The organism is Enterococcus sp. DIV0724b, from assembly GCF_050531475.1.
GTDB classification, from domain to species: Bacteria; Bacillota; Bacilli; order Lactobacillales; family Enterococcaceae; genus Enterococcus_L; species Enterococcus_L haemoperoxidus.
Genome location: NZ_CP172890.1, coordinates 3,401,683 through 3,414,925, shown reverse-complemented (window position 1 = coordinate 3,414,925; position 13,243 = coordinate 3,401,683). Strand labels below are relative to the sequence as shown.

Below are 13,243 nucleotides of genomic sequence, written 5' to 3'. Positions count from 1 at the left end.
TTTGGAGAGGATTGTTGCATGTGTATGATTGTTCTAAAGATTTTGATAAATTTTACCGCACAAAAGTAATATTATCAGCGAATGAAAAAAATGAATTAAGGAAGAAAAGAAAATTAAATATCAAGCGATTAAAAGATGGATTACTAGAATATAATGAAGAAAAGAAGACAACTTATAAGATTTCAGAAGAAAGAATTCAAGGAAGTATGGCAATGCACACCATTGTACAAAATGATGAAAATGATTATGATATCGATATTGGAATAGTTTTTGATGCAGAAAATCTTGCTGATCTAGGACCTCTTGCAACTAGAAATATGGTGGCTAACGCTCTTGAAAGAAAAACCAAACAGTTTGCTGAAGCTCCCAATGTAAAAACTAGCTGTGTTCGTTTGAAGTATATATCTACAGGCTATCATGTTGACCTTGCGGTATTTAAAAGAAATAAGGAAAATGTTTTGGAAGATAAATATACCTATGAACATGCTGGTGTTAATTGGTCTGTTAGACATATTAAGGCATTAGAAGAGTGGTTTAATGAAGAAGCAAAAATTAAAGGTGTTAATTTTAGAAAAGTAGTCAGGTTATCTAAAATGTTTTGTAAATCGAGGAGTTCTTGGAAGTATATGCCCAGTGGATTAGTACAAACTATCTTATGTGATGAAAAGTTTGCTACAGATTATTCACGTTTAGATGAAATATTTTATTACACTATGGATGCCATTATGAATCGACTTGAAGTTTATTTAGAGGTGAAAGCTCCTGTTGATAACGGAAGGTTATTAACAAATCGTGAAGAAGATTATGTACGAATGAAAAATTGGAAAAATAGACTCAAATCTAGCTTAAAAGAATTAGATATATTGTTTGAAAAAGAATGTACTTATAATGATGCGATAACTGCTTGGTTTAATTTTTTTAATCATGAATATTGGGAAAAATTGGGAGAACATAACTTAGTAGAGAATATTAATTACAATCGATTAATAGAATTTGATGATACAGAGGAGTTTATTGATGATTTATTTCCAATCTATGAACTGTATGAAGTAGAAATTGATTGCAAAGTATCTGGTAATGGCTTCTCAATGATGCCGATTTCTGTTTACCTAGAAAAATATGCACCCTTAGTTCAAAAATTTATACCATATAAGTTTTCAATTACATGTAAGATAAAAAAAACTAACTGTCCTTCTTACGAAAAAATTTTATGGAAAGTGTTAAACATAGGTGAGGAAGCCCAGCGTCGTAATAATATTCGTGGACAAATTAAGGATAGAGGAAAAGAAATAAAAGAAACTTCAAATTTTAGAGGATCCCATTATATCGAATGCTACTTAATAAGAAATGGAATTTGTGTGGGAATAGGTCACGTTGATGTTCCTATTGGACAAGGTTGAAATGTAGAGGAGAAAAGCATAAATGAAAATAGTAAAAACTGGTGGTATTTTTCTTATAACAGCAACTTGCATAATTGGTGCGATATTTTGTGAGAAAAATGCTATCCCTATAGGATCTATGATAGGTAATTTAATTGCTGGGGCGTTAATTCAGCCTCTTTTTAACAGTTTTGTTGATTTAACTGATAATGAGAATTGGAAAACGTCACAAAGGAAATTGAAAAGGGCTGGTATATTACAAAAAGAAACTATTATAAGAATTTCTTTTGCGTATCTTTTTAGAATTAAAGTTGATGGGAAATACTTTTTAGTAAAAAATTCTCGTTCAGGTAAGTATCAACCAGTGGGAGGTGCATACAAATTCTATAAAGAGGAAGCTGATTATCTAAGAGATAGTATTCCCGTCGAAAATGACGATCGAATACCAGTAGACAAAATTACAAAGCGAGATTATAGGCTACTTGTCAAAAATAAACTATTAAGAAAGTTTGTTAGAAGATTTAATAAAACTTCATACCGAGAACAAATTACTGATCTTAGTCGAGAGTTTGTTGAGGAAATATTTTTTACTGGAATTTTAACTAAAGAAACTTTTGGAAAATTATCATACAATTATTGTGGACGTCATATGACTAATGTAGGGTTCGGAAATGTTTTTAAAATCTATGAGTTGCTTTTAGCTGATGTTGTTGAAGTCCAACTCTCAGATGAACAGGAAGAACTATTTAGAAAACTTATGGATAAAGATTCTGATGAGTATCATTTTGCAACTGCTTCTGAAATAGAAGCTCTTGGTGTGGAGTATGGTACTAATAATCTAGCAGATACCATTGCTAATCATACGCCTAAGATTTTGAGTGAAAATACTGGGGAGTTAATAAATCGAAATAAATACAAGCAAATAATTGAAATTGACTCTAAAAATATGTACTCAAAAAAATAAACAAGAAGTTAAAAGATAAATGGGTGAGCTGGTAAGAAATAGTTGTATTCAACTAATAATCTATTCTAGTTCAAATTGGTTCAAGTACTATCAATAAACATCCGATTTTATCCATCTCAATCCATCCCGTAAACTGCTAAGTTATTGATATAAAAGGATTTATCTGGATTGAGGTTCTTAATTGATAGTGAGCTTTTCTTTCAAAAATTTGAAAAATAGAAAGGGTGATTCGATGTTTTTTTTCTTCTTTGATCCATTAGAATCCGACCTAGCTCTAAATAGTAACATACTAAAAAAATGCTATTTAGATATTTTTTTTGAAAAGCTATATAGGGATAAATATGTCAATATTAAACAAGTTACTGACAACATGATAAAGAGCAGGTTGAGAGGAAAATATCTGGATTTAACTTATGAAAATTCAAAAAGAGGATCCATTTCAATAATACTGCGAAAACTATTAAATGCTAAAAGTGAAGATGTTCCATCGTTATTGTTTTCACTGGATAATGATTTTGAGAAAAGTGAGATCACTTTTGAAGATTTAAATGATGATGACAAAAAATCATTAATATTGACACATTTGTTATATGTTAATAAAGAAAAGGATCAGGAATCAAAGTCTAGATATGTTTTTTCAGTACTCAAGCATGAAGAGAATCACAGGATACTGATTGATGATTACATTATGAAACAAAGCAAAAAACATGGATGTTCTAATTTGAATTCAGAGAATCCACTAAATTTTTCTGATTTAGACAAAATAGAGTATAATAACGGCTATTTGTATTACCCGAAGTATATTCAAATTCAAGAATGCTCCACAATTAATGATATAGAAAATGTTTTAAATCACTTAAAATTGAATGATAGTAATAAATTTTTTTTTAGAGGACATTCAGATATTAATTATCAACTAATTCCGTCTATTTATAGGACTGAAAAAGGTTATTCTAATGAGAATATTTTTTGTGAGGAGTCGTTAATCAGAAATCCTGAAGAATATCAACTATGTGGAAATGAACATTTGAATATTTTAAAAAAAATGCAACATTACGGATTACCAACAAGATTAATAGATATATCAGATAGTTTACTAGTTGCGCTTTATTTTGCTGTGGAAACAAATTTTGATTCTGATGGAGAATTAATAGTATTCAATACAGAGTCTATCAAATACACCCGTAGTGATAGTATATCGGTCTTATGTTCGTTGGCTTTTTTTAGTTTATCTGATAAAGAAAAAATTATTGAGGCTGCAAATGATGAAACTAAGAGCTTAGATGAATTCAATAATGTAAAAGAAGTGAAAAGGTTAAAACATGAAGTTTGTTTGGAAAAACCAGCATTTTTACCGGAAATTCAACAAGATACATTCAAATCAGATTATGTGGTGATCTCCACGAGGGATAACCGGCGAATTTCACAGCAATCCGGAGCATTTATAGTACCCTCCCTAAATATTCATCATAAGAATAATGTTGATAATTTCAGAATTCTAAATAAGAACGAAAAAAAATTCGTGCTTAAAATCCAAAAAAAAAACAAGATTAAATTATTGAAAGAGTTAGAACTTTTTGGAATCACTAAAAGTTTTATCTATCCAGAGATTGAAGAAGTTGCAAAATTTTTAAAAAGTAAATATTACTAAAATGAAGATAAAGGCGAGTGTTTTTTGATCATACATCTGACCCTCTTGACCAAGTTTTACTAACAATTATTAAGATTTTACTTTTGTTTAAAATATTGATTTAAAGTGATTTGTGTTAAACCAGAGGATACCAAATATTTATGAATCACATAATATGATTTCAAAGAAATAAAAGGAATTTGAAATGACTACAAAAAATGAACTGATAAACTAGCAAGAAAATTGTATTCAACTAACATCTATCTGGTTCAAATTGGTTTAAGTACTATCAATAAACATCAGGTTTTATCTATTTCGATCCATATCACAAATTAGTAAAATATTGATATAAAAGGATTTTTCTGTATTGAAATTCCTAATTGATAGTAAATTCTGTTTTCAAAACGTTAATTCTGTTATCATTCAAAATCAAGCATCTCTCGTTTTTTTCGGGAGATGCTTATTTGATGAGATGTATTTGTAGAACTTAGTAAGAAATTACCTTGAACTCAGAAATAATGATACAAAAGTATTTCTAAATCCTAACTTTACTTTTAGCTTTCAACTCTTCAATCTGTTTTTCCAAAGTAGTTGAACGCACTAAAAAATCTTCATAAAATGCTGTGAAAATATAAGAACTAGCATGGAACTCTTTGATAATTTTTTTCTTATTTAAAGGAATACCTCTATTCGCAAAAAAATTGTTTAGAACAGAGAGAGTTTCTTTCCATGAGTCAATCTGATTAATAGTATCATTTAAACGATACATATCTTGATACGAAATTTCCTTAATTGGTTGCTTATTTTTTGTAGTAATGACTTCTTTTTTCGTTGCTTCATTCATTTTGTTTTCCTCCTATAGTTGTTTTTATGGATTGCTGTACACATTTATAATGTTCCTTTATACAATTATACCCTTTTAAAAAATTAATTACAAGAGAAATAGATGTTTTAAACTCGTATTTTTGGCATTTTATGTTGTAAAATTATGTACGAAGGGAGAGAGGTATATGCACGAAACAGATTTACGAATCTTTATATCAAAAAAATTAAATTACTTTCGACTGAAAAAGAACGTTAGTGCACGAGAGATGAGTTTAGCAATAGGACAAAGTGACAACTACATTAATTCGATTGAAAACAAGCGTGTAACTCCTTCTATCCAAATGCTGTATATTATTTGTGAATATTTAGACGTTCCAGTAAATGAGTTTCTTAATGAAACAAAGACGAAAGATTATTACTTAAAAGAAATTAATAAAAAATTAGTATCGTTAGAAAGCGAACAGTTAGAAAATATTTTGGCTATGTTGAAATCATTTTAATAGTATGCTCGATCAAAGATTAATAGTGTTATGCATTTGCTTTTTTTAATAAAACACAAAAACCACTCTGCGGCGAATAGAGTGGTTTTCTTGCACTTCTGTTGCAACTATGAATGAGTGGGGATAGAGGAAACTTGCTTTTAGTTATTGCCTTTCTCACCTAACCAGTGAGAAAAACTGTAATCACGATACCTAAGTAAGCTGAAATTCGCTAAAAATTGTTTCCGCCTTTTCTTTCGCAGTGAATGCTACTATTTCATCTTCCTCGTTATTCCGCCACATTCCCACTACTCAAATAATTTCCTTTTTCATCCAAAGGTAACCAATCCAAGAAATTTTTCACATATTTATCCCAAAAATCCCACTCATGTCCACCCTCATCTTCAATATAAGTAAGTGGAATTTCTTTCTCATCCGCAAATGATTTAAAGCCTCGAACACTTTCAAGTAAGAAATCTTCTGTGCCGATTGGAAGATATATCTTAGGAATGTCTTGTTTGTTTTCGATCAATTGATTGATTAAATAGTAATAATCTTTATCACTATCCTTGATCGTATCGATCCCGCCAAAGGCATTGTCATAAAAATCTAAACTCCAACCTGTGACGGATAATAATTCAGAACGTGCAATAATTTGATCGATCATCAAACCTGGTGAAAAAGCACCGATATGGCTAAAGGTTTCATGGTATTTCAATCCGTTGATCATAGCACCGTAGCCACCCATTGAAAGTCCTGCGATGAAAGTATCTTCTTTTTTATGAGACAAAGGAAACATGTTTCTCGTAAATTCAACGAGTTCATCTGCCACGTAGGCACCGTAGTTTTCACCACGATTTGGTTTATCGACATAAAATTGATTTTCACCGGATGGCATGATAACAGCTAGGTTATGCTCTTCAGCCCAGCGTTGGATTCGGGTGCCAGATAAATAATCTGTATAATTGCCAAAGGCGCCGTGTAATAAATACAATGTTTTTAGTGGTTTTTGTTGGAGCACTTCTTCTTTTCCAAATGAGATATGATCTAAAGGAATAATTGCGTTAAAGGTTACCGTGCGTGATAACATTTTCGAGATAAAGTTTACTTGTACTAAAGCCATTATGCATCCTCTTTTCTAATTTTTATCGTATCTTCTTGTATAGCAGTTTGTGCATTCTTTTTCTTTTGAACACTTAACAGAATAAAAGAGCATGCACTTAATAGAATAAGACCTATTCCACTCATTAAAAAGCTATCGGAAGCGGTTGTCATTCCAAAGGTTTTACTTAAAAAACTATTGATTGTGGGAGATAAAAAGACGCCTAAGTTGATCCCGACTAATAACACACCTGTCGCTAAGTTAGCGGAATTCTTCGGTGCAATTTGCCCAACTAACATAAACATGAAGGGAGCCGCTAAACTAAAGGCTAAACCTGAAACGATAGCACCAAGGGTTACAATCGCAACTGAGTTGGCGGATAAAATAATGATAAAGCCAAGACCGATACCTAATAGTCCAATTGGCAATACCAGCTGTTTTAACCACTTGAAAATCTTGCCATAGAAAACACCGACAACAATTCCGACAATTGTAACGGAGCCTAAAATACTTGCGGCAGTTTCTGGTTTGCCAATGCCAGTTTCCACCAGTAAAGTAGCTGTTTTTAACATGATCACAAAAAATAAAGCGTATACAATTAAAGCGAAAAGCATTAAGCCGATGGTCGCTCCGTTGATACTTTCTTTTTCTTTTTTAGTGTTAGCGGTTGGACCGTCTAGTTTTTCCGCTGCAGGTAAGGTCACAAAAAGAGCGAATAATGCTAATGGTAAAACGGTAATTGCGTAAACTAAAAAAGAATTCTGCCAACCAAATTTAGTAAAGTAGCCAACTAATAAGGTCATCACAGTGCTGCCAATCGACCCCATTGCTCCTTGAAGCCCCATTAAACTGGCCTGCTCATCCCCAGAATAAAGTTCAGTAATTAAACTTACGGCAAGGGCATTAAATAAACCGACTCCTGCTCCAAACATAAAGCGTGAGGCTAAGATAACTGTATAATTTTCTATAAAAACAGGAATAAGGCCAGAGATCAACGCAAGGATGAGCCCTAATAAAACCGTCTTTTTCTTGCCTAGAAATTTAACAAAAATATTGCTTAACAAAACAAAAATTAAAATCCCAAAGTTAGGAATCGTGGCAATGAGTTCAATTGACGAGGTACTTTTATCTGGAAAAGACTGCTGCATCAAAGGGATAAGTGATGAAACAGCGGGTCCCGCTACTAAAACTAATGAGATAGACAGTAATGATGCTTTAAATAAAAAGCTGTTTTTATTCATGATAGCTCCTCCGAAAGGTTATTGTAATCGATTACAAGGAAAGGATATCACGAATTTACTCATTAAAAAGGGCGGAAGCTATCGGAAAAAAGGTCATTTTCTGCCATTTTGTTTTTTTCGATAGTCCAATTGATATTTTTTTGGTGTTTGATGAAAAACATCTTCGAAGGTTCTTCTGAATGATTTCTCATTGGGGAACCCAACGATATCAGAAATCACATGAATTGGTTTGTCACTATGAAGTAATAGTTCTTGTCCTCGATTGATTCGAACCAACTGGACGTATTTCATAACACTTAATCCAAGACTTTTCTTAAAAAGTTTACTTAAGTAATTTGTCGATACGTGAAAATGATCAGCTAGGCTCCCGACAGATAATTCTTGCTGATAATTTTTTTGAATGAAAGAGATGATTGGCTGTATTTGACCTAAATGTTGCTGATAGACATTAGAATTGATCGGCATTTTTTCGCGGTGCATCCAATCTTTTGCCATTAAATAGATTAATTCGTAAGTTAAACGGATCAATTGCAGCTCTAAAAACGCTTCCGGTTCCCGTCTGACCAGATGATAAAATTGACTGAGAACTTCCCGTAATTGATTGAGTTGTGCAAGTTTTCCTGAAGGTAGATGATCAAAACGCATATACTCAAAGTTAGGAATCAGCTTACTTAAAAACTCATAAGGAATCTGGATCGTCAATGCTTCTAGATCAGCGCAATAACTGGAAACAGCACCGTGAACCTCTGCTGAATTAATGAATAAAATGGTGCCAGGTTCTGTTTGATATGTCACATTATTGATCGTATAGTTTTCGATTTTTCCAGAATAAGTGTAGGAGATTTCAAAAGAAGTATGCCAATGAGGTAACACCGTTCCTGCTGAATGATCCGCGCCATGAATAATCCAATTGACGGGGATCAATTCGTGTGTATATTCAATAAATTCATGCTCAAAAACCATAATTGCACCTCTTTAATTTTTTTCATGCCAATAGCTCTTTGGAGTCATATGTTCATATTTTTTGAATACTTTGATAAAATAACTTGCATCATTAAATTGAAGCAAGGAACTGATCATATTTAAATCGTACTGTTTAAATTCCAATAGTCGTTTGCTTTCTTCTATTTTTTGTTTCATCACGTATTGATTGAGTGAAAGTCCTACTTCTTTTTTAAACAATTTAGATAAATGAGGGACAGAGTAATTGGTGTAAGCCGCAATCATTGGGACAGATAAATTCGAGTAGATATTTTTATGGATGAACTCACATGTTTTTTTGACAGTGGTAGAGTACTTGATATAGTTGTATTTACGTACCTCTTTACAAAATAATAGGAGTATTTCTAATACGGGCGGTTGGGCTCCATGAAAGTGATTTTTTCGTTCAATGTCTTGAATCAAGTTGTCGCTTAAAGTATACGCTCGTTCATACGGAACGCCGCCTTTAATCGCATATCTTGTGGAAACCGCTACGGCTACAATTAGGATGTTTTTTTGATTCCTCAATTCTGATTCAGTTGAAAGTATGCCAGTCTGGCTATTTTTTTGAAAAGCGTAATAGTATCTTTTTAATCCTTCTTCATTGCCGTTCATGACTTCGATAAACATAGCCTCTTCGCTTTCGAAGTCGTGATGATAAAGTTGTTGTTCGATTTGCTCGCTTAGCACTTTGTCAATAATCGTTTCTCTTAGGTAGAGAATATTTTGATTGAGAGACTGAACTTCTTTAGCTGTGAATTCTTTTTCCTTCATAAATAGATGAATGGTTTCAGAAATCTTCAATAATCGATCGTTATGAGAAATAAAATTGCCGACTTCATCATCAATGAATAGACAGACCAATTGATTTAATTCATCGGTATCGTAAGCGAATAATAGCAACTTTTGTTCTTTGAAATAGTAATTATGAATGATACTTGTTTGCGTGATCATTCGTTGAATTTGTTTATCTGTCAACTGATGATTCGTAAGATTCTTCTGATGACTGATCTGTCCATTTGCTTTATCCACAACAATATAAGAAAAAATAGCGATATCGGATAGATGATTCAAAAATTTTATAAGCGCTATCATTTTTTCAGCTCCTTTGATATAAAAATACCATTAATCATAAAATTATACTATTATTTCTCTCTGAAATGAGTAGAATACAATTGAAAGCGCTGTTAAAATTTTTTCAAGAGATAATAGGAGGAAAGCCGTATGACTGAATTAACCACTCACTTTTTAAGTATTGATATTGGAGGCACCTACATTAAGCACGCCTTAATTAATCGTAGTGGCCAAATTATTTTTGTGAAAAAGGAAGAGACACCAAAGAATATTGAAGAGTTCAAAAGCTGTTTAACTGGTATTCTTGATCAATACAAAGGACAAGTTAAAGCGGTAGCTGTTAGCTGTCCAGGTAAAATCGATTCAAAAGAAGGGGTTGTTTATCATGGGGGAGCGTTGGTTTACTTACATCAGTTCCATTTGAAAGAATTTATTGAATCTTATATGAACCTAAGATGCGCCATAATGAACGACGGTAAATCAGCAGCACTTGCTGAATTGTGGTTAGGACAATTAAAAGACATCGAAAATGGCGGTGTGATGACACTTGGTACAGGTATTGGTGGCGGTCTTGTTTTAAATAAAGCACTTCACTCAGGCAGTCATTTCCAAGCAGGGGAGTTAAGTTTCATGCTTCTTTCAACGAATGTTCCAATCAGTTTGGAGACTGTGGCGGGAGCGAAAGGTTCGGCAGTAAATTTCATTCGACAAGCGTCAAACTTATTGAAGTTAGAGGACCCTTTAGATGGTAAAAAAGTATTCGAAGAATTAGAAAAGAAAAATGAATTAATTTATCCATTATTTGAAGAATTCTGTCGCAATGTGGTGATTGTCATCATGAATGTTCAATCAGTCGTTGATTTACAACGAATCGCTATTGGTGGCGGTATCAGCGAACAACCCATTCTTGTGGAAGAAATAAAGCAACAATATCAACAATTACTTGCCTCTGCTCCATTGTTAGAGACGATGTTGACGCCAGTAGAAATTGTTCCATGTCATTTTAGAAATGAAGCTGGATTGTTGGGAGCCTTGTATCATTTACTTGAGGAATTAGAAGGAAATTAATCATTTCACTTTTGGGAGGAATCATAATGGCACGGGAATACGATCTAAAATTAGTAGAAGCGATCCAAACTAAACAATATACAGAAACACGTCGTGATGTGTCGGTCATCATAAAACCAATTCCAGATTGTGATATCGAGGGTGCAATGGATCCGCGGGTGTATAAAGGGGCTAAAAAAATGAGTCTACTGATGAAATTTATCCCCAAAAGTATGCTGAAAATGGATGCTAGCCCAAAATCGATCAAACGTTTGCGAAAAATGTTTAATAGCGTAGATTCAACACCAATGGTTGAAGAGGACATTAAAGAAATGACTTTTACGATTAAAGCGGAAGATGGTTTTGATATTCCCATGACTCGTTTTCAATCGGAAAAACCGATGGCTCATTCACCTGTGCTCTATTTTATTCATGGCGGTGGCTTTTTTGCTGGTAGTACGGATGTTGTGAGAGAAGCCTTGAGGTTATTTGTTAGTCAAACCAATATGATTGCGGTCAGTATTGACTATCGTTTAGCACCTGAAAATCCTTTCCCGATCGGGCATAAGGATTGTTACACTGGCTTAAGATGGTTAGCTGACCATGTGGAAGAATGGGGAGCTGATAAGCGGAGTATTTTCGTCGCGGGAGATAGCGCTGGTGGGAACTTAACAGCGTATTGTAGTAACCGAAATATTGAAGAAAATCGTGACGATGTATGTGGTCAAATTTTACTTTACCCAACGCTTAATATGGGTGGGATCAAGGATGAATATACTGAATTTGATATCGATCAGGATGTAGCGATTTACGCGAAACAAGCCAATGTTATTCGTCCCGGTATTGAGATTTTTGGTGAAATGACGACCAGTTTATCCGATATTTTAGGGACAAAAGATATTTTAAATAAATACTTAACACCCTATATGTCAGTCAGTGAAAAAATGCCAACAACGATGATCACTTCAGGAGAGCATGATTTCTTAACCTTTGAAAGTTTAGCATATGCTAAAAAATTGGTTGATTTAGGAGTGGATACGACTTTTACTTTATACAAAGGTATGGGGCATGCATACATTGATCACGTAGGAAATTATCCACAGGCAGAAGATTGCATGCAAGATATTAGTGAATTTATTAAGAAAAATAGGCGTTAAACCGAGTAAAACCTTTCCTTGAAGCATGTAGAAAGGTTATGCTAGTATAATTAGCTATCATTTAAAGATAGACGAGGCGTATAATGTATATTATTATAACAGGGATAAGTATAGTTTAAAGGTTATACAAAAGACTTGGAGGATTTGGTGTGAAAAAAATAAAGAGCACTATTTTGTTAGGTTTGAGCCTGGTGTTTCTGGGGGTTTTAGTAGGGTGTAACAATTCTGGTAAATCAAGCGTAGATACGGTTACAATATCATCTAGCAGTAGAGAAACTACAGAGTTGACTACTAATATGAAAGAAACCAAAGAAACTAAAGAAACCACCGAACAAACAACTACGCAATCTAGCATAGTTCAGGAGACAAAAGAAACAGATGCATCACAGGAACAAGCAAGAGAAGAGCAAGCAAACGAAGCCATTGAATCGATGAATCTCTCTCAAATTCAACAAGGCGATTTCACAAGCCTCAATGGAACTTGGGTAAATGGATTAGGGAATACAATTTTTGTGGAAAACGCTACAATGAGTTTTACAGACATTTCTAACCAGAAGCAAGCAGGAGAAATAACAGGGCTAAACGTAGATATTCCCAATCTAAACTCAGCAGATGGAACACCTAATTTAGTATCATATATGGGCGATAGTAACAAAGTTAAGTCCTATGAACAGCAATTAGGACTTGAAGAAAATCAAGGATTTATTTCTTTAAGAAGTAATCTCCCTGGTGCAGTAATCTATGTATCATTTTTGCCCAAAGGTGTAATGGGCGATATAATAGAGGGAGATATAAGCAGCGATAAAATTGTTGCGGTGGGTACGCAAAATACCGCGACATCAGTTCGAGCAGAGTATGTCTATTATAAAGCTGACTAAGTTGTTAGGATACCTTGATAACAAAACAGTGGGATATCTTATATGAAGTACCTACAAAAAGTGGGTGCTTTTTTTATACTGTTTTTTTCGTACTTACTAAATCTCGGTAGTAAAAAAGAAAAAGCGCTCTATTTCTAGATGCGCTTAAAACAACTATATAACCGTATTATTCTGATAAAGGCTCATTTGGTTTCACTTTATAAAACGTCCCTAAAATCTCTCGCACTTTATCAAGAAATCAAAAATCCTGATATCGAATTTCGATGGGATCGATTTGTGGATGACTTGTTCTCATTGCTGGATATGTATCAAATAATGATTCAACAAAAAGAAGCCAAATATGATTTTTAAGAGGTACTGATAGAGTTTGTACTCTCTTCTTTTTGAAAGAATATATCTTTTATATAGTATAAAAATGGCAGCGAGAACACCTGTAAAATGGTATTATGAGATTAATATTTCAACATCTTACTCAACTTATGACGG

12 protein-coding genes are annotated in these 13,243 nt (G+C 33.3%); 7 read left to right on the top strand and 5 right to left on the bottom strand.

From position 1 onward, the window contains the following. Nucleotides 1–20 precede the first annotated feature (20 nt). From IGJ02_RS15805 to IGJ02_RS15795, 3 genes are all read left to right on the top strand, one after another. Entirely contained in the window at nucleotides 21–1,400 is a 1,380-nt protein-coding gene (locus IGJ02_RS15805) for a nucleotide-binding domain-containing protein (protein ID WP_430604138.1), read from the top strand. Between the two features lie 22 nt (nucleotides 1,401–1,422). Then, nucleotides 1,423–2,343: a hypothetical protein gene (locus IGJ02_RS15800; protein ID WP_430602684.1), complete on the top strand. Its 921-nt coding sequence runs from the start codon at nucleotides 1,423–1,425 to the stop codon at nucleotides 2,341–2,343. A gap of 187 nt (nucleotides 2,344–2,530) precedes the next feature. Beyond that, entirely contained in the window at nucleotides 2,531–3,994 is a 1,464-nt protein-coding gene (locus IGJ02_RS15795) for an FRG domain-containing protein (protein ID WP_430604137.1), read from the top strand. 514 nt (nucleotides 3,995–4,508) lie between these two features. Here IGJ02_RS15795 and IGJ02_RS15790 read toward each other — a convergent pair. Next, on the bottom strand, nucleotides 4,509–4,817 hold the full coding sequence (locus tag IGJ02_RS15790; protein WP_430602683.1) for a hypothetical protein: 309 nt from the start codon (nucleotides 4,815–4,817) through the stop codon (nucleotides 4,509–4,511). Nucleotides 4,818–4,983: 166 nt separating this feature from the next. On the opposite strand from IGJ02_RS15790, the gene IGJ02_RS15785 reads away from it, so the two are divergent. Further along, nucleotides 4,984–5,298 (top strand): helix-turn-helix domain-containing protein, encoded by a 315-nt coding sequence (locus IGJ02_RS15785; RefSeq protein WP_010763472.1) that lies wholly within the window; start codon nucleotides 4,984–4,986, stop codon nucleotides 5,296–5,298. A gap of 268 nt (nucleotides 5,299–5,566) precedes the next feature. Here IGJ02_RS15785 and IGJ02_RS15780 read toward each other — a convergent pair whose 3' ends face one another. The 4 genes from IGJ02_RS15780 to IGJ02_RS15765 all read right to left on the bottom strand — a co-directional run bounded on the left by IGJ02_RS15780 (nucleotide 5,567) and on the right by IGJ02_RS15765 (nucleotide 9,696). Beyond that, nucleotides 5,567–6,400, bottom strand: coding sequence for an alpha/beta hydrolase (locus IGJ02_RS15780; RefSeq protein WP_430602682.1), 834 nt, complete (start codon nucleotides 6,398–6,400; stop codon nucleotides 5,567–5,569). Beyond that, nucleotides 6,400–7,620, bottom strand: a complete 1,221-nt coding sequence (locus IGJ02_RS15775) for an MFS transporter (protein WP_430602681.1) — start codon at nucleotides 7,618–7,620, stop codon at nucleotides 6,400–6,402. The genes IGJ02_RS15780 and IGJ02_RS15775 overlap by 1 nt, the downstream gene beginning before the upstream one ends. Before the next feature lie 93 nt (nucleotides 7,621–7,713). After that, nucleotides 7,714–8,583, bottom strand: a complete 870-nt coding sequence (locus tag IGJ02_RS15770) for a helix-turn-helix domain-containing protein (protein ID WP_430602680.1) — start codon at nucleotides 8,581–8,583, stop codon at nucleotides 7,714–7,716. Nucleotides 8,584–8,595: 12 nt separating this feature from the next. After that, a complete protein-coding gene (locus IGJ02_RS15765; RefSeq protein WP_430602679.1) occupies nucleotides 8,596–9,696 on the bottom strand; it encodes a helix-turn-helix domain-containing protein in 1,101 nt (366 codons plus the stop codon). A gap of 129 nt (nucleotides 9,697–9,825) precedes the next feature. Here IGJ02_RS15765 and IGJ02_RS15760 point away from each other — a divergent pair, with 129 nt between their 5' ends. The 3 genes from IGJ02_RS15760 (at nucleotide 9,826) to IGJ02_RS15750 (ending at nucleotide 12,757) form a co-directional block, all read left to right on the top strand. Continuing rightward, nucleotides 9,826–10,743, top strand: a complete 918-nt coding sequence (locus IGJ02_RS15760; protein ID WP_430602678.1) for an ROK family protein — start codon at nucleotides 9,826–9,828, stop codon at nucleotides 10,741–10,743. Nucleotides 10,744–10,769: 26 nt separating this feature from the next. Further along, entirely contained in the window at nucleotides 10,770–11,879 is a 1,110-nt protein-coding gene (locus IGJ02_RS15755; RefSeq protein WP_430602677.1) for an alpha/beta hydrolase, read from the top strand. 149 nt (nucleotides 11,880–12,028) lie between these two features. Then, nucleotides 12,029–12,757 carry a DUF6287 domain-containing protein gene (locus IGJ02_RS15750; protein WP_430602676.1) on the top strand — a complete coding sequence of 243 codons (729 nt, stop codon included), beginning with the start codon at nucleotides 12,029–12,031 and terminating at the stop codon, nucleotides 12,755–12,757. Nucleotides 12,758–13,243 lie beyond the last annotated feature (486 nt).

Coding starts and splice junctions, on each gene's coding strand:
- IGJ02_RS15800 (WP_430602684.1), top strand. CDS start 1,423: ATGAAAATAGTAAAAACTGGTGGTATTTTTCTTATAACAGCAACTTGC.
- IGJ02_RS15765 (WP_430602679.1), bottom strand. CDS start 9,696: ATGATAGCGCTTATAAAATTTTTGAATCATCTATCCGATATCGCTATT.
- IGJ02_RS15760 (WP_430602678.1), top strand. CDS start 9,826: ATGACTGAATTAACCACTCACTTTTTAAGTATTGATATTGGAGGCACC.
- IGJ02_RS15775 (WP_430602681.1), bottom strand. CDS start 7,620: ATGAATAAAAACAGCTTTTTATTTAAAGCATCATTACTGTCTATCTCA.
- IGJ02_RS15770 (WP_430602680.1), bottom strand. CDS start 8,583: ATGGTTTTTGAGCATGAATTTATTGAATATACACACGAATTGATCCCC.
- IGJ02_RS15785 (WP_010763472.1), top strand. CDS start 4,984: ATGCACGAAACAGATTTACGAATCTTTATATCAAAAAAATTAAATTAC.
- IGJ02_RS15780 (WP_430602682.1), bottom strand. CDS start 6,400: ATGGCTTTAGTACAAGTAAACTTTATCTCGAAAATGTTATCACGCACG.
- IGJ02_RS15790 (WP_430602683.1), bottom strand. CDS start 4,817: ATGAATGAAGCAACGAAAAAAGAAGTCATTACTACAAAAAATAAGCAA.
- IGJ02_RS15755 (WP_430602677.1), top strand. CDS start 10,770: ATGGCACGGGAATACGATCTAAAATTAGTAGAAGCGATCCAAACTAAA.